The organism is Pseudomonas sp. PHC1, from assembly GCF_046487845.1.
In the GTDB taxonomy this organism is placed as follows: domain Bacteria; phylum Pseudomonadota; class Gammaproteobacteria; order Pseudomonadales; family Pseudomonadaceae; genus Aquipseudomonas; species Aquipseudomonas sputi.
Window position 1 is genome coordinate 99,483 of the sequence record NZ_JBJXHJ010000002.1, and the last position, 23,684, is coordinate 123,166.

Consider the following 23,684-nt stretch of genomic DNA (forward strand, 5'->3'; position numbering starts at 1 on the left):
CTATTGAGGCACTACCACGCGGAGCGTGGGAGCGCTGACAATTGATTTTCAGGGCTCGATCCCCAACTCATGTTTGACGAGACCGAGCAGTTTGGCGGTATCGATCGGTTTGAGCAGAAAATCCACCACGCTCAGATGCATCGCCGCAATCGCGTCCTTCACGTCCGCATCGCCCGAAACAATGATGATCGGCATCGCCGCCCGCACTGACTCGCGCACCTGGCGGACCAACTCCAGACCATCGACGTTGCCCATGCGCAGGTCGGTGATCACCAACCCGATCGAAGGTTTTTCCGCGAGCATCTTCAGGGCAGACTCACCGCTGGCCGCGGTCATGCAACGAATACCGTCCAACCCGAGAATTTCCGACAACAACTCCCGGGCGTCCTTGTCGTCATCGACGATCAATACACGCTGCGGTGGCAGATCGGGTTCGAGCATTACAGCACTGAGCGCCTCGCGCTCGGCGTCGCTCAAAATATCGTGGTCGGACATGGCGTTCTCTACGTTTTCAAATCGATCCCCTGGCACAGTGGTCAGACATCGCTGGGCAGAGCTTCAATGTGCACTTCGTCGGATTTTTTTCCAAGGGGCGAACCGAAGAATTTCCGACTGATTTTGTAGGGCATATCCGAAAACTACCCAACGGCATGCCCAACCTAGACTTACGTCCAATGGGCACCCCGCGCGATGGGGTCGACCATGGCTGCAACGATCCGACAACAACAATTCGAAAAAGACTGCGGTAATGGTTATGAGTAAAGCGGACGCCTTCACCCAGGCAGGGAAAACCGCGGTGTTGCAGAACATTCAGGGCACTTTGCAATTCCTCCAGCGCTTCCCCCCTTTCAATCAAATGGAACATGCCCACCTGGCCTACCTGGTGGAACAATGTCAGTTGCGCTTCTACGGTCAGGGCGAGAGCATCATCAAACCCGCCGACGGGCCGGTCGAACACTTCTACATCGTCAAGCAGGGCCGAGTGGTCGGCGAGCGTCCGCACACGGCCAAGGGCGGTACCGAAACCACATTTGAAATCACCACCGGCGAGTGTTTTCCCCTCGCCGCGCTGCTCGGCGAGCGGGCGACCCGCACCGAACACCTGGCCGGCGAAGACACTTTCTGCCTGCAACTGAACAAACCGGCGTTCATCAAGCTGTTCGCCCTCTCGAGCACTTTTCGCGATTTCGCCCTGCGCGGGGTCAGCAGCCTGCTCGATCAGGTCAACCAGCAAGTCCAGCAAAAAGCCGTGGAAACCCTCGGCACCCAGTATTCGCTGAACACCCGCCTTGGCGAATTGGCCATGCGCCATCCGGTGACGTGCAGCCCTTCCACCCCGCTGCGCGAAGCGGTGAAGCTGATGCACGAACAACAGGTCGGCAGCATCGTCGCGGTGGACGACCACAAAGCGCCGCTGGGGATTTTCACCCTGCGCGACCTGCGGCATGTCGTGGCGGAAGGGGTTGGCGATTTCAGCGAGCCGATCGAACGCCACATGACGCCCTCGCCGTTCTATCTGACGCCGGATCACAGCGCTTTCGACGCGGCGATTGCCATGACCGAACGGCATATCGCCCATGTTTGCCTGGTCAAGGACCAACGCCTGTGCGGCGTGGTTTCCGAGCGAGATCTGTTCTCGCTGCAACGGGTCGATCTGGTGCACCTGGCGCGCACCATTCGCAGCGCCCAGCGGGTCGAGCAACTGGTGACCCTGCGCGGCGAGATCGGCCAATTGGTAGAACGCATGCTCGCTCACGGCGCCTCGTCTACCCAGATCACCCACATCATCACCCTGCTCAACGATCACACCGTGTGCCGGGTGATCGAGCTGACCCTCGCCGAAAAAGGCGACCCCGGCGTGCCGTTCAGTTGGCTGTGCTTTGGCAGCGAAGGCCGGCGTGAGCAGACCCTGCACACCGATCAGGACAACGGCATTCTGTTCGATGCGCGGGATGCGGCCCATGCGGCGGAGATTCGCGGCAAGCTGCTGCCCATCGCCCAGCAGATCAATAACAGCCTGGCACAATGCGGCTTCACCCTGTGCAAGGGCAACGTCATGGCCGGTAATCCAGAGCTGTGCCTGTCCCGCGCCGAGTGGGCCCGACGCTTTGCCGCGTTCATCCGCGAGGCGACGCCGGAGAACCTGTTGGGCTCCAGCATCTATTTCGACCTGCGCGTGGTCTGGGGTGATGAACACGGCTGCGAGCAACTGCGCCGGGGCATTCTCGATCAGGTCGGCGACAATCGTCTGTTCCAGCGGATGATGGCGGAAAACGCCTTGCGCAACCGTCCGCCGGTGGGACGGTTCCGTGAGTTCGTGCTGACCCGCAAGAACGGCGAGAAAGCCACGCTGGACCTGAAAATCCAGGGCCTGACCCCGTTTGTCGACGGTGCCCGCTTGCTCGCGCTGGCCAACGGCATCGACGCCAACAACACCCTCGAACGGTTCCGCCAACTGGTGGATAAAGACGTCATCGACCGGCTGGATGGCGCCGCGTACGAAGAGGCCTACCACTTCATCCAGCAGACGCGCATGCAGCAGCATCAACTGCAGACCCGGGAAAACCAGCCGTATTCGAATCGGGTCGATCCCGACAGCCTCAATCATCTGGACCGGCGCATCCTGCGTGAATCCCTGCGCCAGGCCCAGCGCCTGCAAAGCAGCCTGACCTTGCGGTATCAGCTATGAGCCTGTTTTCGTGGCTGCGTCCGGCCAACCCCGTTGTGCCGGGTGACCTGCAACAGCGCCTGGCGAAACTGCCGGCCATCGGCCAACTGCGCGAATGCAGCCTGCGGGAACAGCGCTGGGTGGTCCTGGACCTGGAAACCACCGGGCTGAACCTGAACAAGGATCAGGTGCTGTCGATCGGCGCGGTGGTGATCGAGGACGGGGCGATCGACTTCAGTCAGCAGTTTGAACGCACCCTGCAATGCCGCGAACTGAAACTCGGCGCGAGTGTGTTGATCCACGGTCTGGCACCGAGCACGATTGCCGCGGGCAGCGAGCCCACCGAAGCCCTGGTCGAGCTGCTGGAGTTTATCGGCGACAGTCCGGTGCTGGCGTTTCACGCCTCTTTCGACCAGCACATGCTCGGCCGCGCGCTGAAAGAACATCTGGGACACAAGTTGCAGACGGTGTTTCTCGATGTGGCGCAGATCGCCCCGCTGCTATGTCCGCAGGCACACATTCGCGAGGCGGGGCTGGACGAGTGGATCGACTGGTTCAAGCTCGAAGTGTTCGAACGTCACCATGCGAGTGCCGATGCACTGGCCACGGCGGAACTGGCGCTGATCCTGTTCAGCCGGGCACGCCAGCAGCAAATCCACAGCCCGCTGAATCTGCAGCAACGCCTGAGTCAGTGGAAACGCCGCCAGCAGACGCATTCGTTCTGAATCCGGGTTGTCGCCCGACAACCCGACCGGTGGCCAATTGCTAACCATTCCCACCTCTGCCACAATCGCGAACAATTCTCGTTAGTTAACACTTCCCAGTCGGTGTCGTCGTGTCCTCAGCCCAAAGCCCTCACAGCGAGCTCGTCGGTGCGTTGTATCGCGACCACCGTGGCTGGCTGCTGGCCTGGCTGCGCCGCAATGTGGCCTGTCCGCAACGGGCCGAAGACCTGAGCCAGGACACTTTCGTCCGTCTGCTCGGCCGCGACGAACTGCTGACACCCCGTGAACCCCGGGCGTTTCTGGTGGCGATCGCCAAAGGGTTGTTGTTCGACTACTTCCGCCGGGCCGCGCTGGAACAGGCGTATCTGACCGAACTGATGCTGATCCCCGAAGGCGAACAGCCCTCGGTCGAAGAACAGCAACTGATCCTCGAAGACCTCAAGGCCATCGACCGCATGCTCGGCAAGCTGTCGACCAAGGCCCGCGCCGCTTTCCTCTATAACCGTCTCGACGGTCTGACCCACGCCGAAATCGCCGACAAACTCGGTGTGTCGGTCCCACGCGTGCGCCAGTACCTGGCCCAGGGCATCCGCCAGTGCTACATCGCACTGTACGGTGAGCCGACATGAGCCCGGCCAGTTCCCGACCGGTCCCGGCCCATGTGCTGGACGCGGCGATTGCCTGGCAATTGACCCTCGACTCCAGCTCGCCACTGGAGCGCGAAGAATTTGCCAAATGGCACGCGGCCAACGAAGAACACGCTCGCGCCTGGCGCCAGCTGGGCATGCTCGACCAGCGATTCAGCGTGGCCAATGGCCCGGCACGCACCGCGTTGCTGCAATCGCGCGAAGGCATCCGTCGCCGGGTGCGCAAGCTGGGCAGCGGATTGGCCAGCGTCGTGGCAGTGGTCGGGCTGGCGTTGTTTGCCGGCGAGCGCTATCTGCCGCTGGATTACTGGCTCGCCGATCAACGCACCGCCACCGGCGAACAGCGCACCGTGCGCCTGGCCGACGGCACCGTGCTTAACCTGAATACCCACAGTGCCGTGGATGTCCGCTTCGATGAACAGCAACGGCTGATCGTGTTGCAGGAAGGCGAAATCCTCGTCGAAACCGGTCACGGCGATGCAAGGCCGTTCATTGTCGAAACCGCCGAGGGCAGCATGCGCGCCCTCGGCACGCGGTTCCTGGTCAAGCGCGAAGACGCCGGCACGCGCCTGAGCGTGTTGCAGTCGGCGGTGGCGGCGCATCCGCAATCCGATCCGCAGGAACAGATCCTGCGCGAAGGCCAGCAAGTGCTGATCCGCCACAGCGGTCTGGATTCGGTGGTGGCGCTCACCCCAGGCGCCGATGCCTGGACCCGCGGCATGCTGGTGGTGGACAACGCGCGGCTGGAGGACCTGGTGCATGAACTCGGTCGTTATCGTCGCGGCCATCTGGGTATTGCGCCGGAAGTCGCCGACCTGCGCATCACTGGCAGCTTCCCGCTGCACGACACCGACAAGGCGTTGAATGCCCTGCTGCCAACTCTGCCGGTGCAGATCGAGCAGCACACGCCATGGTGGGTGACCGTGGCCAAGGCTGATCCGAAGCCCTGACATTCAGCGTTGCCTGCCCACGACAAGCCACCTGCCACCCCCTGAAAACGGACTTTCTGCTGACTTTTGCAGCGATGTCGTTCGTTAATCGAAATTATTTTCATCCGGCCCTATCACTTTTCGAATTTCGTCCGGCACACAGGCAATTGAGAAATATTTCCATTCAGGAGCCGCCGTATGTCCCGTTCGCTAGACACCTTGTTGCGCCCCAGTTTGCTGGCGCTCGCCATTGCCCTGTGCACCCCGCTGGCCAGCAGCCAACTGATCGCCGCCGAACAGGCATCCAGCGTGCGCGCCTACAACCTGCCGGCCGCCCCGCTGTCGACCACCCTGAACCAGATCGCCAGCCAGGGCGGCCTGACGCTGTCGCTGAACCCGTCGCTGGCGGCGGGCAAGACCTCGGCGCCGGTCAACGGCCAATATGACGCGGCCGGCGCTCTGCGCGCGGCCCTGCGTGGTACCGGTCTGCAACTGGAACAGAGCAGCGCCGGCACCTACACCCTGGTCGCCGTGCCGGAAGGCGCGATGGCCCTGCCGGAAACCTCGGTGATCGGCGTGGAAAACTATGAAAGCGCCTGGGGCCCGGTCGAAGGCTACACCGCCACTCGCACCGCCGCCGGCACTAAGACTGACACCGCGCTGGTCGAAGCGCCGCGTTCGATTTCGGTCGCCACGCGCCAGCAAATGGAAGACCGTGGCGTACACAGCCTCGATGACGCCGTGCGCTATATGCCGGGCATCACCGCCAGCAGTTACGGCAGCGACACCCGCGCCGACTGGCTGCGCGTGCGCGGCTTCGAACCGACCCAGTTCCTCGACGGCCTGCCGTTGCCAAAAGGCGTGTACGCCAACCCGAAACAGGAAACCTGGAACCTCGACCGCCTCGCCCTGCTGCGCGGCCCGGCCTCGTCGGTGTACGGCCAGACCCCGCCGGGCGGCCTGCTGGACATGGTCAGCCGTCGCCCGAGCGATGTGCAGAGCAGTGAAATCCAGCTGCAATACGGCAGCGACAACCACCGTCAGATCAACTTCGCCAGCACCGGCAAGATCGACGACGCCGGCCAGTTTCTCTACGGCCTCAGCGGTGTGGTACGCGACAGCGGCACCCAGATCGACCACGTCGACAACAAGCGCTACAACATCGCGCCGAGCCTGACCTGGAACCTCGACGACGACACAAAATTCACCCTGCTGACCCAGTTCACCCGCGACGATACCGGCATCACCAGCCAGTTCCTGCCAGTGCAGGGCACCAAGATCGACATGCCGTTCGGCAAGGTGTCCCACCACAAGAACCTCGGCGATCCGGACTGGGAATACTACGACCGCACCTACTACGCGTTGGGCTATGCCTTCGAACATCGCCTGAACGATACCTGGCAGTTCAAGCAGAACCTGCGCTACACCAAGTCGGATCTGTCGTTCCAGGGCATCACCGTCGGTTCCTACCCGTTCACTCAAGTGGACAACGACGGCAACGTTGGCCGTACCACCACTATCGTCGACGAAGACATCAGCCAGTTCGCCGTGGACAACAACGTCCAGGCCGACTTCGCCACCGGCGACATCCGCCACACCCTGCTGCTGGGCCTGGATCACCAGCGCAGCAACACCAACTACACCTCGATCTTCGGCAGCGCGCCGGAGATCAATGTGAACAACCCGATCCATGGTCAGCCGATCGTGCGCCCGGCGCGTTCTACCGCGTTCTACGACTACAACCAGAAAACCTACCAGACCGGCCTCTACATCCAGGACCAAATGGCCCTGGACCAATGGCGCCTGACCCTCGGTGGTCGTGAAGACTGGGTGCACACCAGCACTCAATTCATCAACAAGGGCGACGCCACCAACACCCAGCGGGACAAGGCGTTCAGCGGTAACGCGGCGATCAGCTATGTCTTCGACTCCGGTTTCGTGCCGTACCTGTCCTACGCCGAATCGTTCCAGCCGACCACCGGTGCCGACGCCTCGTCGACCGAATCGCTCAAACCGACCGAAGGCAAGCAGTGGGAACTGGGCATCAAGTACCAGCCACCGGGCAGCAAGACCCTGCTGACGGCGGCCGTGTATGACCTGACCCAGAAAAACGTCTCGGTCAGCTCGTTCGTCAACGGCGTGTCGATCACCAGCCAGACCGGTGAAGTGAAAGTCAAAGGCCTGGAGCTGGAAGCCGTCTCCGACGTGACCGACAACCTGAAGGTCATCGCGGCGTACACCCTGGCCAAGTCCGAAGTGCAGAACGGCGCCGACAAGGGCAACCGCCTGCAACTGATGCCGAACCAGCAAGCCTCGCTGTGGGCTGATTACACCTGGCACAACGGCGTGCTCGACGGCTTCGGCATCGGCGCAGGCGCGCGCTACACCGGCAACACCTACGGCGACAAAGCCAACACCTGGCTGGGCAAGGCGGACGCCTACACCGTGTTCGACGCCGCCGTGCATTACGACCTCGGCCGTCTGGACAACAGCCTCAAAGGCGCGTCGCTGGCACTCAACGCCACCAACCTGCTGGACAAGGACTACATCTCCACCTGCGACAGCTTCTACTGCTACTACGGCGACCAGCGCAGCGTCGTCGCCAGCGCCACTTACAAGTGGTAAGCGCCTGAGCTGAACAGGCCCTGCAACCAGGCCGTCCCTCGTGGACGGCTTGGGTGTTTTTGAAGGTCATGAAATGAAAAGTAAAACCATTCGCCGCTGGTCCTTCGTCCACACCTGGACCAGCCTGATCTGCACCGTATTTTTGCTGCTGCTGGCCCTGACCGGCCTGCCGCTGATTTTCCATCACGAGATCGAACACCTGCTGGGCGATGCACCCGAGTTGCGCGTGATGCCGGCGGACACGCCGCATCTGAACCTGGCGCAACTGGTGGAGGCTGCGGAAAAGCACCGGCCCGGCGAAGTCGTGCAGTATTTCGGCTTCGAAGACGACGAACCGAATGCCGTGCTGACGATCATGGCCAGGACCGCTGGTACCGAGCCCAACTCCTCGCACACCTTCATGCTCGACGCGCGCACCGGCGAAGCCCTGGAAATGCCGTCGGCCAACGGTGGGCTGATGCTGTTCATCCTGCGCCTGCACGTCGACATGTTCGCCGGGCTGCCGGGCAAGCTGCTGCTGGCGTTCATGGGCTTGCTGTTCGTGATCGCGATCGTGTCCGGCACGGTGTTGTACCTGCCGTTCATGCGCCGCTTGAAGTTCGGCACCGTGCGCCAGGACAAATCCACCCGCCTGCGCTGGCTCGACCTGCACAACCTGATCGGCGTGGTGACCCTGACCTGGGCACTGGTGGTCGGCGTGACCGGCGTCATCAGCGCCTGCGCCGATCTGCTGATCGCCGCGTGGCGGGCCGACGCCCTGACGACCCTGATCGCGCCCTACCGCGATGCCCCGCCGCTGACGCAACTGGCCCCGGCCACCCGGGTGCTGGACATCGCCGGCAGCGTCACACCGGGGATGAAACCGGACTTCATCGCCTTCCCCGGCACCCGTTTCTCCAGCGAGCACCACTACTCGGTGTTCATGAAGGGCGGCACCCACCTGACCTCGCACCTGCTGACCCCGGTGCTGATCGACGCCAGCACCCTGCAAGTCACGGCGGTCGCAGAACGACCGTGGTACATGGACGCCATGGGCATGTCGCAGCCGCTGCACTTCGGTGACTACGGCGGCATGCCGATGAAAATCCTCTGGGCCACGCTGGACGTGCTGACCATCATTGTCCTCGCCAGCGGCGTGTACCTGTGGGTGGTGCGGCGCAAGGCCGCGAAACCGGTGCCGGAAACAGCGGGGGCGTCCGCATGAAGCCGCGTCAGTCGAACTTCTGGAAGGTCTTCAGCACACCGCTGGTGATTGCGCTGCTGAGTGCGGCGGGCTTGTTCGCGGCGCTGCTGGGCGATGGGATCTGGGATGGTTTGAGCTGGGTGGGTCTGGGCATTCCGGCCGCCATTGCCCTGCGCGGATTGCTGCAACACCGCTGAGCGGCTTGAGCCTGACGGGCAACGCGCTATGCTGCCCGTCATTGCCCTTGACCGAGACCCTGCCGATGTCCGCTCCCAGCATGACCCTGTTCCACAACACCCTGTCACCGTTCGTGCGCAAAGTCATGGTGCTGCTGCACGAGACCGGCCAGCAGGATCGCGTCGCGCTGCAGGACTGCGTGCTCAGCCCTGTCAGCCCGGATCCTGCGCTCAACGCAGACAACCCGCTGGGCAAGATCCCGGCCCTGCGCCTGGCCGACGGCAATGTCATCCATGACAGCCGGGTGATCCTCGATTACCTCGACCACCAGCACGTCGGCAACCCGCTGATCCCCCGCGAAGGCTCGGCCCGCTGGCGGCGCCTGACCCTGGCCTCGATGGCCGACGGGATCATGGACGCCGCAGTCATGGTGCGTTACGAGCAGGCCCTGCGCGCTCCGGAAAAACACTGGAATGAATGGCTCGACGCCCAGCGCGAGAAGATCCGCCGCGCCCTCGCCTTGCTGGAGCGCGACGCGATTGCCGAGCTGACCTGCCATTTCGACGTTGCCGCGATCAGCGTGGCCTGTGCGCTGGGGTATCTGGATCTGCGCTTCCCGGATCTGGGCTGGCGTGACGCCAATCCGCAACTGGCCAACTGGTTCTTTGAAGTGAGCCAGCGGCCGTCGATGATCGCGACGATGCCGAAGGTTTGAGGCACCGGGCGGGAGGTAACGAGGCAAAGATCAACGTCATCAACACCTCGGCCTCCCGCTGCTCGTCACGCAAGCCCACGAACCGGCTCACTGCACCGCTCCGATATCGAATTGCAGCGGTTTGGTCGGTTTCTGCCCGATCCCGTACCAGTCCAGATTGCGGGTCAACACCATGAACACACCGAGCAGACCGAACAGCAACAGCGAGCCCATCAGCAGTGCGTAATCCTCGGCACTCAGCAGGCCATAGAGCAAACCGTACAACGCTGCCAGCCCCACCGAAAAGCTCAAGCCATGACGCACGCTGCGCAATACGTGGCAGACATAGAACCCGATCAACAGCACGCAACCGCTGGCCGACAACAGATACGCCAGGGCAAACCCGATGTGTTCCGACAACGACAACAGCAGCAGATAGAAGAACGCCAGCGCCACACCCACCAGCGCGTACTGCACCGGGTGCACCGCCAGGCTTTTCAGCACTTCGAACAGGAAGAAACCGGCGAACGTCAGGACGACGAACAGCAGCGCATATTTGATCGCCCGGTCGCTCTTCAGATATTGATCCACCGGATCGATGAAACTCACGCCGAAACTGCGCCCGTTGAACGCCTCGCAATCATTGCCTGACACGCAGCGGCTCATTGCTTCTTGCAAGTTGGTGGAGAAAAACGAGGTCTGCCAGTCGGCCGTGAAGCCCTGATCGGTGATCTCGCGTTTGGCCGGCAGGAAGTTGCCGATGAAGCTTGGGTGCGGCCAGTTGGCGGCGAGGTTCACCCGGCTGGTCTTGCCCACCGGCAGCACCTGCAACGAGCCGGTGCCCTGCAGGCGCAGGTCGAAGCCGAAGGCCAGTTCCGTGGTCTTGCCCGTGTCCAGCGCCGGCAGCGTCACTCGCACTCCCTCGCCCAGCCAGCCAACCTGAGTGCCGGGTACGAAGTCCAGGCGTTGCGTGCCCAGTTCCAGCTTCAGCGCGTTTTCGATCCCGCGAATGTCACTGATGCCGACCGCCAGAAACGGCGCATCGAAGGTGTAATCGGCAAAATCCTCCTTGATCCCCAACTGCGCCGGCAGGGAGAAATGCCCGCTGATGCGGTTATCGGCATGGAACAGCCGCGCCTCGTAAATGCCCCGGGCGCGCAGTTCGGTCTGCACTTGACCGTCGAGCTCGAAGCGCTCCGGCAGGAAGTACAAACGTCCACGCTCCTCGCCAATTTCCTGGTAGCGCTCATCGCTCTTCTCTCTGGTTTTCCAGGTGCGCACCACTTTGCGATACGGCACAACCATCACCGGCCCGCTGAGTTGCTGGCTGTAGCTTGAGCTTCTGGCGATGTCTTCGAGCACACCGTCACGCAACTGTTGGCGATCGTCGATGATGCCGTCGATCATCAGCAACGGCACCAGCAGCACCAGGATCAGCAGGGCAATGGCCCCGAGTTTGAATGTCAGATTTCGGTTCATCGGAACGCTCCCTTGTTGGAATGGAGCGAGTCTGCAAACGCTGTATGGATTTGTTATGGAGGTTGTGTGGGCTTTACGTGGAAATACCTGTAAAACGCTGTTCCACAAAAACCAACATTCGCCCTTCCGGGCACCGACGGACAAGACTGGAATAAAAGGACTACCGGATTGCGCAACAACTCATTTGATCTGATCAGGCACGTTGCCGCGATATGGGTACTGGTCAGCCATCACTTTGCCCTGAGCGGATTGCAGGAACCGGGCATCACTGGCTACAACTCGCTGGGTGGCATTGCGGTCATTGCCTTCTTTTCGATTTCCGGCCTGCTGATCACCCACAGCTTCCTCAACGCCAAGGGCATCACTGACTATCTGAGCAAACGTGTCGCGCGCATCTTTCCGGCGCTGATCGTTTGCGCCTTCCTCATGACGTTTGTGGCGGGTGCGGTGTTTGCCGAGGGTTATGCGACGTCTCTCGCCGCCCTGATCGATTTCCTGCGCATCTCGCTGTTCGGCCGCGCGAACATCGAGCCCGTCACTGACGGGTTTATCTTCAGCGAGTCGTTCAACGGCAGCCTATGGACGCTGAAAATCGAATTCGCTTTCTATCTGCTGGTGGCAGTGGTGCTGAGTCTGCACCGACGGGCGGCGACAGCGGGGGCGATGCTTGCGCTGTTCTGCGTGGCGACCTTTGTACTGGGCAACGGCCCGGCTACCGCACTGACTCAGAAGCTGGCGGTGTATGGATGTGCCGGCATCGCTTTTTTTGCCGGATCGCTGCTGGCCTTCTACAAGCCATTGCTGGGCGACAGACGCCGATTGGCAATCATGCTGCTGGCCTGTATCGGGATTGCTTCACTGGCGATCGGGACACCGATGGCCGGGGTGATCGTCACCCTGTGCATCTGCCTGGCCACCCTGAGTGTAGGCCTGCTCTACGTCGATCGCACCCTCCGGAGTCGATTCGACCTGTCCTACGGCATCTACCTGTATGCGTTTCCCGTACAGCAGTTGGTGATCAACAAGACATCGCTGGCGTTCGTGCCGTCCATGATGCTGTCGGCGCTGATCGTGATCGTGCTGGCCATCGCCTCCTGGCACTGGGTCGAGCGACCGGCGCTGCGATGGGCGCATCGCCGAAACAAGGCTCGAATCAACGAGGCGGCAACGCCGTCCTGAGCGGGCGACGGTTTGCCGGGCGAATCACGGCAGGTGCACCTGCACCTGCACGCCCCCTGCCAGGTTCTCGATGCGCAGAGAACCACCGTGCAGCTTGACCACTTCCTCGACGAAATTCAGTCCAAGCCCCGTGCTTTTGCGCCCGCTGTCAGGACGTGGCAATGAGTAAAAGCGCTCGGTCAGACGCGTCAGCGCGTAATCGGGGATGGGCGCGGCCTCGTTGAACAGGCGAAACACAATCTGGCCGCCATCCCGCTCGGCATCAAATCGCAGCAAGCCCTTGGGTGACGTGAAGTCCAGCGCGTTCTCCAGCAGATTGCCCAAGGCCTGGCGCAACAGAAACGGCTCGCCGAGCAACGCCAGATCGGAGGGAATGGCCTGTTCGATGCTCAGCTGTCGCCCTTCAATCCGTGCGGTCTGTGCCTGCAGGACTTCATCGACCAACGCCGCGAGCGGCACGGCGACGCGTGCTTCCAGGCCCTGACGCTGCTCCACTTGGGCCAGATCGAGCAGGCGCTCGATCAACTGCTGCATTCGAGCACTTTCACTGTCGATGTTGCCGACAAAACGCAATCGCTGATCCGCCGGCATCTCGCCCTGCAGCAACTCGGCGGCACCGCGGATAGCCGCCAGCGGGCTCTTCAATTCGTGAGTCAACGTATGCACATAGCGCTCGACGTAGGCCTTGCCTTCGAGCTGGGTGCGCATCTGCTCCACGGCGGTCGCCAACTGCTCCAGCTCGCCGCCGCGATAGTGCGGCACCGCCACCCGACGGCCCTCGCTCACGGCCTGGGCGTACACGGTCAAACGGTGCAGCGCGCGGCTCAGCCACCACGACAGCACGGCGCCCAGCAGCAAGCCAAGGCCGATCAATCCAGCGCCGTAACCGAGCAGGCGGCGTTCGGTGCGATCGACATAAGGTTGTAGCGAACTGTTGGGCTTGGCCACCGTGACTACGCCGATGATCGCGCCGTTGTCACGGATTGGCGCGCCCACATGCATCACCGAGGAGTTCGGGTCATTCGGGTCACTGCGGCTGGAACGTGCGCCGTATTCGCCGCGCAGGGTCAGGTAGACGTCGTTCCAGCGCGAGTAGTCCTGGCCGACGGCCAGACCGCTGGAGTCCAGCACCACGATGCCCTTGGCGTCGGTGACGTAGATACGGTGGTTGACCTGGTTTTTCGCCAGGCCCCAGATCGTCGCCTTCGGCTGACGCTCGCCATAGGCCCGGAGCAGTTCCGGCCAGCGATTCTGGTTGAGGGTGCCGGCCTTGAAATCGTCCCGCAGGATTTCCGCCATCAGGTTGGCGGTGTCGACCAGGGTTTCTTCGGTGGACTGGCGCACGCCGGGGCGGATTTCTTCCATCACGGTGTTGAGCACGAAATACCCGGTGAGGCCGATGAACAGCACGTACACCAGGAAAATCCGCAGCCCCAGCGACATCAGCTGTGCCCCGGGCTGTAGCTGTAACCGAGGCCGCGATGGGTCTGGATCGGCTCGGCCTCGGCGCGCACCAGACGCAATTTGGCGCGCACGCTCTTGATATGGCTGTCGATGCTGCGCTCGTAACCGGCATCCGCCGCCACGCCCAGCGCATCGAGCAGTTGCTCGCGGCTGAACACCCGCTCGGGTTGTTCGAGCAGGCATTGCAGCAGACGGAATTCATGGCGGGTCAGGCTCAGGGGCTGGCCGCGATAGCTGATCTGCACGCGTTCGGGATCGATGCGAAACAGCGCCGACGACGCCTCGATGACCGGACGCGGTGCCATGCGCTTGAGAATCGCCCGGACCCGCGCCGCCACTTCCCGTGGGCTGAACGGTTTGACCACGTAATCGTCGGCGCCGATCTCCAGGCCCACCACCCGGTCGATCTCGGCGTTGCGGGCGCTGAGAAACAGCACCGGCACTTCACTGAAACGACGCAGTTGCTTGCAGGTTTCGAAGCCGCTGATGTCCGGCAGGCCGATGTCGAGGATGATCAGATCCGCCGGGGTCTGGCGCTGATGCTCCAGCGCCGCCGCGCCCAGGCTCAGCCAGGTCGTGGTGAAGCCCTCGCCCTGCAAGGCAAAAATCAACGTATCGGCAATCGCCGCTTCGTCTTCGACAATCAGGATATGAGGCATGGCGTCCGAGCCTGTGGATTAAGTGCGCGAACGGTGCCCCAAGCCCGGCGTTACGTCAATGAGACCACTTGTTTCAGCAATCAGGTTTGTCAGCGGTGAAGCGTCGAGCCGGGTTCACCGCCGCGCCGAACTCGCGCAGGGCCTTGGCACCGATCAGTAACGGGTAGTTGAAGTTGCTGCGGTCGGTCAGGTTGACCTCCACGGTACGCTTGACGTCGCCCAGGCACAGCTCCAGATCGACCACCGGGCGCTTGGCCACTTCGGTGCTTTCACCCTCGTCTTCTTCATCCGAGCGACTCTTGATCTTGCTGATCCGCGCGACCTTGTGCTCGTACACCTTGTTGCTGGCGTCCTTGGTGGCCAGGCGGAAACGCACCCAGTCTTCGCCGTCGCGCTTGAACATCTCGATGTCCTTGGCCGACAGCGAGGCGGTCAGTGCGCCAGTGTCCATCTTGGCCTTGAGCACTTCACCGCCGATTTCCGGCAGCGCGATGTATTCGTAACGACCGTACAGGGTCGGTTCGGCGGCGAGCACCGGCAAGGCGACGAGGGAAAGCAGTGCAAGGAGGGATTTCACGTAAGGGCTTCCTTGGGAAATGGGGGCGTCAGACGCGAGATTTTAGACCGTTGTTCGCATGAACGTTCCCGGCAGGTTATCGCACCACAGGTGAAACATTCGTCACCGGCGGATTTGGCCTGTTGGCCGAAGCCACTTATCATGGCGCGCCCATCCGTTCTCCAAGAGTTGCTTATGCGCCGCCTGCTCACCGGCTGTCTCGTCACCCTGCTGCTGTTGTCCAACACCCTCGTGCTCTTCGGCCCGCTGATGGTGTTCGCCCTGCTCAAGCTGATCCTGCCGGGGCGCTTTCGCGATTACGCCTCGTGGGCGGTGATGTGGATCGCCGAAACCTGGGCGGAAATCGACAAGCTGATCTTTCGCCTGTGCATCCCCACGCAATGGGACATTCGCGGCGGCGAAAACCTGCGCAGCGACACTTCCTACCTGGTGATCAGCAACCATCAGTCCTGGGTCGATATCCCGGCGCTGATCCAGACCCTCAACCGGCGCACGCCGTTCTTCAAGTTTTTCCTCAAGAAAGAGCTGATCTGGGTACCGTTTCTTGGCCTGGCCTGGTGGGCGCTGGATTACCCGTTCATGAAGCGCTACACCAAGGCGTTCCTGGCGAAACACCCGGAGCTGGCCGGCAAGGATCTGGAAATCACCAAAGCCGCCTGCGAGCTGTTCAAGCGTCAGCCGGTGACGGTGGTGAATTATCTGGAAGGCACCCGTTACACCACTGCCAAAAGCACTCAGCAGCAGTCACCATTCAGCCACCTGCTCAAGCCCAAGGCGGGCGGCGTGGCCTTCGTACTGGCGGCGATGGGTGAACAGCTGGACGCGATTCTCGATGTGACCGTGGTTTATCCACAGCAGAAGATTCCGGGATTCTGGGACCTGATCAGCGGCAACGTGCCACGCGTGATCGTCGACATCCAGACCCGCGAGCTGGATCCGGCCCTGTGGCAGGGTGATTACGAAAACGATCCGGCGTTTCGCGAGAAGGTCCAGAACTGGGTCAACCAGCTCTGGACCCTCAAGGATCAGCGCATCGCCGAACTCAAGGGCGAGCGCCGCTGAGTCAACCGTTGATGCCGGTGCCCCAGATGCTGCCCAGGCTTTGCAGCAGCGAGCCGCCGACACCCTGCTGACCGAGGTATTGCAGGAGGATCGGGGCAAACTGGCCGACCATCCCGCTGTCCATGCCCAACGCACTGAAGGCGTTGTTCAGGTCATTGGTGTCCTTGACGTTGCCCAGCGCATTTTCCAGCCCGGCGGACTTGCCCGATGAGCCGAGCAAGCCGCTCAACGCCGCCAGACTGCCAGCGCCACCCGACAACTGGTCGATACCCGGCACTTCCTTGGCCAGTTCGGAATAATCGGTGCTGCTCAATTGATTCTTCGCCAGGCCCAACATGGCACTGGTGCCACCCACCGCTTGTTGAGGCGTCAGGTCCAGCGCGCTCAGCGCACTCAACAAACCTGCGGTTTCCGAGGTCGGCGCTGCCGTCGCAGCCTTGTCCCCGCCCTGCATGCCCGATACCACGCCGGCCACGTCATTCAAACTGAAACCGGCAAACACCGGCCCTGCCGCCAGGGTCAGGAGCGATGCCAGGGCACAACCGCGTGAAATCTTCATTCAGACATCCTCTTGTGGCGTGAAGACCGCCTGGATACAGGCGATCAAACTGCCGGTTTGACCGGGTAGGCGACAGCATGTTCCGTCTGAGGCCAGCCGTTTCACTCCAGAGGGATCCGCCAAGCACTGTTCGATAGCTCGTCGCCTTCTCAATACTCAGGAACCTATTACAAACAGATCTAAAAAACTGTCATTTATGACAGTAGGAAAGGCGAGAAGGAAAACCGAGGATATGACCTCCCATCCTGTAACGGAGTACAAGCAATGAAGTTGAAAATGATGTCGGGGGCCTTGATTTGTCTGGCGATGATGAGCAGCGCCTATGCAGTTAACTGTCCGACGCTCTCGGTAACCGGTTCGAGTAGCGCCGAAGACCTTACCTTTACCTCTGCACGCATCAAGGACGGAAGCAGCGACAGTTCACTTGTCATTTGCCGTTACGAAGGCAAAGACGACGTTGGTGCCTCATCTGGCCTCAGACTCGAAACTCCGGTCAAGGGCACGGGAAGCAATTGGAAAGGTGACGATTGTGCGGTTACTGACGGTGATGCCAGCAAATGCGCATTCAAATAGTCAGGACTGATTTAAAAAAAAAGAGCAACCGACGGGTTGCTCTTTTTTGTGGCTGAAACTTACGCCGCACTGAACAACTTGTGCGGATCAATCACAAACTTCTTCGGCACACCCGCATCGAACTCGCCATACCCCTCCGGAGCCTGATCGAGGCTGATGACCTGTACGCCCACCACTTCGGCGATGTTGATGCGGTCCCACATGATCGCCTGCATCAGTTGGCGGTTGTACTTCATCACTGGAGTCTGACCGGTGTGGAAGCTGTGGGATTTGGCCCAGCCCAGGCCGAAGCGAATGCTCAGGCTGCCCATTTTCGCGGCAGCGTCCACGGCACCCGGATCTTCGGTCACGTACAGGCCCGGAATACCGATCTTGCCGGCGACGCGCACCACGCCCATCAGCGAGTTGAGCACGGTGGCCGGGGCTTCGGATTTGACGCCGTCGTGACCATGACCACGGGCTTCGAAGCCCACACAGTCCACCGCGCAATCCACTTCAGGCTCGCCCAGCAGCGCGGCGATCTGTTCGTGCAGCGGGGTGTCTTTCGACAGGTCGACGATTTCAAAACCCTGAGCCTTGGCGTGAGCCAGGCGGATGGTGTTGACGTCGCCGACGATCACCACCGCAGCGCCGAGCAAACGGGCGGAGGCGGCAGCGGCCAGACCGACCGGGCCGGCGCCGGCAATGTAGACGGTGCTGCCCGGCCCGACGCCAGCGGTGACGGCACCGTGGTAACCGGTCGGCAGAATGTCGGAGAGGCAGGTCAGGTCACGGATTTTCTCCATGGCCTTGTCGCGGTCCGGCAGTTTCAGCAGGTTGAAGTCGGCGTACGGCACCAGCACGTATTCGGCCTGGCCGCCGGTCCAGTCGCCCATGTCGACGTAACCGTAGGCACCGCCAGCGCGGGCCGGGTTGACGGTCAGGCAGACGCCGGTGTGTTGCTCCTTGCAGGAACGGCAGCGCCCGCAAGCCACGTTGAACGGCACGGACACCAGATCGCCGATTTTCAGGCTTTCGACGTCGCTGCCCTTCTCGATCACCTCACCGGTGATCTCGTGCCCCAGCACCAGACCGACCTGGGCGGTGGTACGGCCGCGCACCATGTGCTGGTCGGAGCCGCAAATGTTGGTTGAAACCACACGCAGGATGACACCGTGCTCGATCTTCCTGCCGCGCGGATCCTGCATTTTCGGATAGTCGATTTTCTGTACTTCGACCTTGCCAGCGCCGAGATACACCACACCACGATTGCCAGACATGCTTTCACCTCGCTGTTGTTTTTATGGAACCGCGCCGCCCAGGCAGGCCGCGCGTTAAGTGCTCGGGTTATTGCTTGTTGGTTTTGCGTTGCTTGTGACTCAAAGAACGACGGTGCGATTGGCGTTCAGAAACACCCTCCGCTCAATGTGATACCCCACGGCCCGGGCCAGGGTCAGGCCTTCGATGTCGCGACCCTTGGCGATCAGGTCTTCGGGGTAATGACTGTGATCCACCGCCTCGACGCCCTGGGCGATGATCGGCCCCTCGTCGAGGTCGTTGTTGATGTAGTGCGCGGTGGCGCCCACCAGTTTCACGCCCTTGTTGTAGGCCTGGTGATACGGCTTGGCGCCCTTGAAACCCGGCAGCAGCGAGTGATGAATGTTGATCGCCTTGCCATCGAGCTTGCGGCACAGCTCCGGCGACAGCACCTGCATGTAGCGGGCGAGGATCACCAGTTCGGCACCGGCCTCCTCGATCACCTGCCACACCTGCCGCTCCTGGGCCGGTTTGTCGTTGGGGTCGAGAGGGAAATGGTAGTAGGGAATCTGGTGCCAGTCGGCCAGCGGCTTGAGGTCCGGGTGGTTCGACACCACCGCCGCCATGTCCATCGACAACTGGCCGATGCGCTGGCGGTAGAGCAAGTCGTTGAGGCAGTGATCGGCCTTGGAGACCATGATCACCACTTTTGGCCGGTAGTTCGGCGCCGTCAGCTCGAAAATCATGCCGAACGCCTGACCGCGTTCGGCGAGGCCGGCGCGGAAGGATTGCTCGTCGAAGCCGTCGGGCTGACGGAACTCCACACGAATGAAGAACCGGCCCGAGAGTCGGTCATCGAACGAGTGGTGCTCGGTGACGTAGCAGCCCTGCTCGAACAGAAAACGCGTCACCGCGTCCACGGTGCCGAGAACGCTGGGGCAGTCGGCGGTCAGAATCCATGTATCCGGGGCGCGGCTCATCGTTTTCTCCTGGGTCAGGCCTCTGATCGTTCCCACGCTCTGCGCGGGAACGCCGCCATGGACGCTCTGCGTCCGCTCTTGGGACGCGGAGCGTCCCGGGATGCGTTCCCACGCAAAGCGTGGGAACGATCATTTACGCCTGAACGCTAAGCCCGTACTCAGCCGAAGCATCCTGCAACCACAGCCACCAGTAATCCGAGAAGCTGCGACGAATCAGCAGCTCCCAGGTGTCTTCGGCGGTGTGGCGGATCATCAGCTGCGACTTGGCGAACACCGTGCCCACAGCCTTGCCGACCGGGAAGTTGTTCGGGTGCACGTCGTAGCTGGTGGATTTCATCAGCACCTGACGCACGTTCGGGCCGCTCAGTTCGAGCAACTGCTGGCCACCGCTGACGTTGACGATCGCGATGTGCAAATCGCCCAGCGCTTCGCGCAGTTTCTGCTCGGCAGCGAACTCTTCGCCGCTCGGCACGATCAGCAGCCACTCGTCCGGGCCCATCCATTGCAGGCTGGATTCACCTTTGACGATCACGCTCAGGGCACCCGGCAATTCGATGCCCAGCGCCTTGTGCACACCGGCAGCGAACGCGGCATCGTGGCCGTCGCCACGAATGGTCAGATGGCCGAGGAGTTTCTTCTCGCGCACGGTCACGCCGGCGGTCTTGCGGCCCTTGCCGACCAGGCTGGCGAGGTCGGCGTGATGCAGCGACGACTCGGCCTTGGCCCCGGTGGTCGGGCGTTGTTGGTAAACGTTGGCTGCGGTCATAAAACACCTATTCTTTTGTTTGATCGTTCCCACGCTCTGCGTGGGAATGCCGCCATGGACGCTCTGCGTCCGCTCTTGGGACGCGGAGCGTCCCGGGATGCATTCCCACGCAGACGGTTCGACGCCTCGACGTGGGAACGATCAGTGTCAAATGTTCTGGCGATCGCCTTTCGGATCGAAGAACACCGAAGAAACGATTTCCGCCTCGATCACGCTGCCGTCCGCCAGCGGTGCGAACACCCGCTCGCCCATGCGCTTGAGACCGCCCTTCACCACGCCCATGGCAAACGAATAGCCGAGGGAGTTGTGCGCGTAGCTGGAGGTCACGTGGCCGACCATGGTCATCGGGATCGACTGCTTGGTGTTGAACACCAGCTGTGCACCTTCCGGCAGCCAGACGTTCGGATCGATCGGCTTGAGGCCCACCAGCTGTTTACGCTGGTCACGCACGCAGTCTTCACGGTTCATGCCGCGCTGGCCGATCCACGAGAACGGTTTGGTGCGACCGACGCACCAGCCCATGTTCAGGTCGTCCGGGGTCATCGAGCCGTCCGTGTCCTGGCCGACGATGATGAAGCCCTTCTCGGCCCGCAGCACGTGCATGGTTTCGGTGCCGTACGGCGTCAGGTTGTACTGCTTGCCCGCCTCGACGATTTTTTCCAGCACGCCCATCGCGTAATCGGCCTGGACGTTGACTTCGTACGACAGCTCACCGGTAAACGAGATGCGGAACACCCGCGCCGGCACACCACCGACCAGACCTTCTTTCCAGGTCATGAACGGGAACGCTTCGTTGGCCAGATCGATGTCGGTCACGGCGCTGAGCAGCTTGCGGCTGTTCGGGCCGGACAGCGTCATGGTCGCCCAGTGGTCGGTGACGGAGGTGAAGTACACCTTCAGGTCCGGCCATTCGGTCTGGTGGTACAGCTCCAGCCACTGCAGCACGCGAGCCGCGCCGCCGGTGGTGGTGGTCATGACGAAGTGGTTGTCGGCCAGACACGCCGTCACCCCGTCGTCGAAGACCATGCCGTCTTCCTTGCACATCAGGCCGTAACGGGCCTTGCCCACATCGAGCTTGGTCCAGGCGTTGGTGTACACGCGGTTGAGGAACTCGCGGGCGTCCGGGCCCTGGATGTCGATCTTGCCCAGGGTCGAAGCGTCCAGCAGACCGACGCTGTCGCGCACAGCCTTGCATTCGCGTTTGACCGCGGCATGCATGTCTTCGCCGTTTTTCGGGAAGTACCACGGACGTTTCCACTGGCCGACGTCTTCGAACTCGGCGCCGTTTTTCAGGTGCCATTGATGCAGAGCGGTGTAACGCACCGGTTCGAAGATGTGTCCGCAGTGACGACCGGCTACCGCGCCAAACGTCACCGGCGTGTAGTTCGGACGGAACATCGTGGTGCCCATCTGCGGGATGGTCACGTTCAACGAACGGGCGGCAATCGCCAGGCCGTTGACGTTGCCGAGCTTGCCCTGATCGGTGCCGAAGCCCAGCGCGGTGTAGCGCTTGACGTGCTCGACCGACTCGAAACCTTCGCGGGTCGCCAGTTCGATGGCGGCGGCGGTCACGTCGTTCTGCAAGTCGACGAATTGCTTCGGCGCCCGGGAAGTGCCTTTTTCGTGCGGCACCTGGAACAGCGCCAGGGTTGGTTCTTCCACACGGCTCAAGGCTTTCGGCAACACGGCTTCAACGGTCTGGAAACCGGCTTCGGATGCAGCGCGCACGCCGCCTTCGAAACCGTCAGCCAGGGAATCGCCGAGGCCGTACACGCCGTTGATGCCACCGACGCACACACGTTTCTGCGGTGCTTCGCCCGGTACAAAACCGAGGATGTCTTCGCGCCAGATCGGCTTGCCACCCAGGTGCGACGCCAGGTGAACCACCGGGCTGTAACCGCCGGAGCTGGCGATCAGGTCGCAGTCGAGCCATTCGCCCGGGCTGGTGACCTTGTGGCCTTTGACATCGATGGCCGCCACACGGGCAGCGGTCACGTGCTTGCTGCCACGGGCCTCGATCACGGCGCTGCCGGTGAGGATGCGAATGCCTTTGGCGCGGGCTTCTTCAACCAGTGCGCCGCGCGGATTGCTGCGGGCGTCGGCGATGGCGACCACTTGCAGGCTGGCGTCGAGCCAGTCCAGCGCCACGCGGTAGGCGTGATCGTTGTTGGTCGACAGCACCAGCTTCTTGCCCGGAGCCACGCCATAACGGCGCACATAAGTCGACACAGCGCCGGCGAGCATGTTGCCCGGCACGTCGTTGTTGCCGTAGACCAGCGGACGCTCGTGTGCGCCGGTCGCCAGCACCACACGCTTGGCGCGGACGCGGTGGATGCGCTGACGCACCTGGCCAATCGGCGCGCGGTCACCGAGGTGATCGGTGAGGCGTTCGTGAATGGTCAGGAAGTTGTGGTCGTGGTAGCCGTTGACCGTGGCGCGCGGCAACAGCAGCACGTCCGGGGTGTTCTTCAGTTCAGCGATGACGCCGGCCACCCATTCCATCGCCGGTTTGCCGTCGAGGCTTTCGCGGGAGTCGAGCAGGCTGCCGCCGAACTCTTCCTGTTCATCGACGATGATCACCCGCGCACCGCTGCGCGCAGCCGCCAGGGCAGCGGCCAGACCGGCCGGGCCGGCGCCGACGATCAGCACGTCGCAATGCTGGTTCATGTAGTCGTAGGTGTCCGGATCGACCTCGGTCGGCGAACGGCCTAAACCCGCGGCCTTACGAATGTACTTCTCGTAAGTCATCCAGAACGATTGCGGGTACATGAAGGTTTTGTAGTAGAAACCCGGCGGCATCAGCTTGCCGCCGACCTTGCCGAGAATCCCCATCATGTCGTTGTTGACGCTTGGCCAGCCGTTGGTGCTGGTGGCAACCAGCCCTTGGTACAACGCCTGTTGCGTGGCGCGCACGTTAGGAATCTGGGTCGCTTCGGTCGCACCGATCTGCAGCACCGCGTTCGGCTCTTCGGCACCGGCGGCGAAGATGCCGCGCGGACGCGAATACTTGAAGCTGCGGCCAATGATGTCGACGCCGTTGGCCAGCAGGGCTGCGGCCAGCGAGTCGCCTTCAAAACCTTTGTAGGTCTGGCCGTTGAAGGTGAAGCTCAGCACTTTGTTGCGGTCGATCCGTCCACCGTTGGACAGGCGATTGGTCTGGCTCATACCTTCTCTCCCAGCGCCGTCGTGGCTGTTTTCGCAGTGTCAGCCTTGTCGGTGAATTGCGGCTTGGTGCCGATCTTGTAGGTTTCGAGAATCTCGTAGGTCACGGTGTCGCGGGTGACGTTGAAGTACTGGCGGCAACCGGCGACGTGATCCCACAACTCGTGGTGCAGACCGCGAGGGTTGTCGCGGAAGAACATGTAGTCGCCCCACTCCTCGTCGGTGCAGCTGTTCGGATCCAGCGGACGCGGAATGTGCGCCTGGCCGGATGCGTGGAATTCCTCTTCGGAGCGCAGTTCGCCGCAGTGAGGACAGAAGATATGCAACATGGGGATTTCTC

Annotated in this window: 22 protein-coding genes; 11 read left to right on the top strand and 11 right to left on the bottom strand. The window is 62.1% G+C overall.

The features are described from left to right. Nucleotides 1–48: 48 nt before the first annotated feature. Nucleotides 49–495 (bottom strand): response regulator, encoded by a 447-nt coding sequence (locus ACKJSM_RS02985; RefSeq protein WP_410236582.1) that lies wholly within the window; start codon nucleotides 493–495, stop codon nucleotides 49–51. A gap of 253 nt (nucleotides 496–748) precedes the next feature. Here ACKJSM_RS02985 and ACKJSM_RS02990 point away from each other — a divergent pair, with 253 nt between their 5' ends. The 8 genes from ACKJSM_RS02990 (at nucleotide 749) to ACKJSM_RS03025 (ending at nucleotide 9,669) form a co-directional block, all read left to right on the top strand. Beyond that, nucleotides 749–2,689, top strand: coding sequence for a putative nucleotidyltransferase substrate binding domain-containing protein (locus ACKJSM_RS02990; protein WP_410236583.1), 1,941 nt, complete (start codon nucleotides 749–751; stop codon nucleotides 2,687–2,689). Then, the gene (locus tag ACKJSM_RS02995; protein WP_410236584.1) at nucleotides 2,686–3,393 is read left to right on the top strand and encodes a PolC-type DNA polymerase III; all 708 of its coding nucleotides are present in this window, start codon (nucleotides 2,686–2,688) and stop codon (nucleotides 3,391–3,393) included. Before ACKJSM_RS02990 ends, ACKJSM_RS02995 begins: the two co-directional genes overlap by 4 nt. A 110-nt stretch (nucleotides 3,394–3,503) precedes the next feature. After that, on the top strand, nucleotides 3,504–4,022 hold the full coding sequence (locus tag ACKJSM_RS03000; protein ID WP_039768032.1) for an RNA polymerase sigma factor: 519 nt from the start codon (nucleotides 3,504–3,506) through the stop codon (nucleotides 4,020–4,022). Further along, nucleotides 4,019–4,990, top strand: coding sequence for a FecR domain-containing protein (locus ACKJSM_RS03005; RefSeq protein ID WP_236178921.1), 972 nt, complete (start codon nucleotides 4,019–4,021; stop codon nucleotides 4,988–4,990). Before ACKJSM_RS03000 ends, ACKJSM_RS03005 begins: the two co-directional genes overlap by 4 nt. A gap of 177 nt (nucleotides 4,991–5,167) precedes the next feature. Next, entirely contained in the window at nucleotides 5,168–7,594 is a 2,427-nt protein-coding gene (locus tag ACKJSM_RS03010; RefSeq protein ID WP_410236585.1) for a TonB-dependent siderophore receptor, read from the top strand. Nucleotides 7,595–7,667: 73 nt separating this feature from the next. After that, nucleotides 7,668–8,798 carry a PepSY-associated TM helix domain-containing protein gene (locus ACKJSM_RS03015; RefSeq protein WP_236178919.1) on the top strand — a complete coding sequence of 377 codons (1,131 nt, stop codon included), beginning with the start codon at nucleotides 7,668–7,670 and terminating at the stop codon, nucleotides 8,796–8,798. Further along, on the top strand, nucleotides 8,795–8,974 hold the full coding sequence (locus tag ACKJSM_RS03020) for a hypothetical protein (protein ID WP_236178918.1): 180 nt from the start codon (nucleotides 8,795–8,797) through the stop codon (nucleotides 8,972–8,974). The genes ACKJSM_RS03015 and ACKJSM_RS03020 overlap by 4 nt, the downstream gene beginning before the upstream one ends. A 65-nt stretch (nucleotides 8,975–9,039) precedes the next feature. Further along, the gene (locus tag ACKJSM_RS03025; protein ID WP_236178917.1) at nucleotides 9,040–9,669 is read left to right on the top strand and encodes a glutathione S-transferase; all 630 of its coding nucleotides are present in this window, start codon (nucleotides 9,040–9,042) and stop codon (nucleotides 9,667–9,669) included. 87 nt (nucleotides 9,670–9,756) lie between these two features. On the opposite strand, the gene creD is transcribed toward ACKJSM_RS03025, so the two are convergent. Further along, nucleotides 9,757–11,127 carry a cell envelope integrity protein CreD gene (creD, locus tag ACKJSM_RS03030; RefSeq protein WP_410236586.1) on the bottom strand — a complete coding sequence of 457 codons (1,371 nt, stop codon included), beginning with the start codon at nucleotides 11,125–11,127 and terminating at the stop codon, nucleotides 9,757–9,759. Between the two features lie 168 nt (nucleotides 11,128–11,295). Between creD and ACKJSM_RS03035 the strand changes: the two genes are divergently transcribed. Next, nucleotides 11,296–12,306 carry an acyltransferase family protein gene (locus ACKJSM_RS03035; protein WP_410236587.1) on the top strand — a complete coding sequence of 337 codons (1,011 nt, stop codon included), beginning with the start codon at nucleotides 11,296–11,298 and terminating at the stop codon, nucleotides 12,304–12,306. 24 nt (nucleotides 12,307–12,330) lie between these two features. Here ACKJSM_RS03035 and creC read toward each other — a convergent pair whose 3' ends face one another. The 3 genes from creC to ACKJSM_RS03050 form a co-directional block, all read right to left on the bottom strand. Continuing rightward, nucleotides 12,331–13,749: a two-component system sensor histidine kinase CreC gene (gene creC, locus ACKJSM_RS03040; protein WP_410236588.1), complete on the bottom strand. Its 1,419-nt coding sequence runs from the start codon at nucleotides 13,747–13,749 to the stop codon at nucleotides 12,331–12,333. After that, nucleotides 13,749–14,429: a two-component system response regulator CreB gene (gene creB / locus ACKJSM_RS03045; protein ID WP_007959816.1), complete on the bottom strand. Its 681-nt coding sequence runs from the start codon at nucleotides 14,427–14,429 to the stop codon at nucleotides 13,749–13,751. Before creB ends, creC begins: the two co-directional genes overlap by 1 nt. 73 nt (nucleotides 14,430–14,502) lie before the next feature. Next, nucleotides 14,503–15,006 (bottom strand): ATP-dependent zinc protease, encoded by a 504-nt coding sequence (locus ACKJSM_RS03050; protein WP_410236589.1) that lies wholly within the window; start codon nucleotides 15,004–15,006, stop codon nucleotides 14,503–14,505. A 174-nt stretch (nucleotides 15,007–15,180) separates the two neighbouring features. On the opposite strand from ACKJSM_RS03050, the gene ACKJSM_RS03055 reads away from it, so the two are divergent. After that, a complete protein-coding gene (locus ACKJSM_RS03055; protein WP_410236590.1) occupies nucleotides 15,181–16,068 on the top strand; it encodes an acyltransferase in 888 nt (295 codons plus the stop codon). Between the two features lies 1 nt (nucleotide 16,069). On the opposite strand, the gene ACKJSM_RS03060 is transcribed toward ACKJSM_RS03055, so the two are convergent. Next, nucleotides 16,070–16,627, bottom strand: coding sequence for a DUF2780 domain-containing protein (locus tag ACKJSM_RS03060; RefSeq protein ID WP_410236591.1), 558 nt, complete (start codon nucleotides 16,625–16,627; stop codon nucleotides 16,070–16,072). Between the two features lie 264 nt (nucleotides 16,628–16,891). Between ACKJSM_RS03060 and ACKJSM_RS03065 the strand changes: the two genes are divergently transcribed. After that, complete coding sequence (locus tag ACKJSM_RS03065) at nucleotides 16,892–17,200, top strand: hypothetical protein (protein WP_236178911.1); 309 nt, start codon at nucleotides 16,892–16,894, stop codon at nucleotides 17,198–17,200. 59 nt (nucleotides 17,201–17,259) lie between these two features. Here ACKJSM_RS03065 and fdhA read toward each other — a convergent pair whose 3' ends face one another. The 5 genes from fdhA to ACKJSM_RS03090 form a co-directional block, all read right to left on the bottom strand. Next, entirely contained in the window at nucleotides 17,260–18,459 is a 1,200-nt protein-coding gene (fdhA, locus tag ACKJSM_RS03070) for a formaldehyde dehydrogenase, glutathione-independent (protein WP_011336270.1), read from the bottom strand. Nucleotides 18,460–18,558: 99 nt separating this feature from the next. Next, complete coding sequence (gene purU, locus ACKJSM_RS03075; RefSeq protein WP_410236592.1) at nucleotides 18,559–19,416, bottom strand: formyltetrahydrofolate deformylase; 858 nt, start codon at nucleotides 19,414–19,416, stop codon at nucleotides 18,559–18,561. 133 nt (nucleotides 19,417–19,549) lie between these two features. Continuing rightward, complete coding sequence (locus tag ACKJSM_RS03080) at nucleotides 19,550–20,182, bottom strand: sarcosine oxidase subunit gamma (RefSeq protein WP_236178910.1); 633 nt, start codon at nucleotides 20,180–20,182, stop codon at nucleotides 19,550–19,552. Nucleotides 20,183–20,329: 147 nt separating this feature from the next. Then, entirely contained in the window at nucleotides 20,330–23,347 is a 3,018-nt protein-coding gene (locus ACKJSM_RS03085) for a sarcosine oxidase subunit alpha (protein ID WP_410236593.1), read from the bottom strand. Next, a complete protein-coding gene (locus ACKJSM_RS03090) occupies nucleotides 23,344–23,673 on the bottom strand; it encodes a sarcosine oxidase subunit delta (protein ID WP_011336273.1) in 330 nt (109 codons plus the stop codon). The genes ACKJSM_RS03085 and ACKJSM_RS03090 overlap by 4 nt, the downstream gene beginning before the upstream one ends. Between the last annotated feature and the right edge of the window lie 11 nt (nucleotides 23,674–23,684).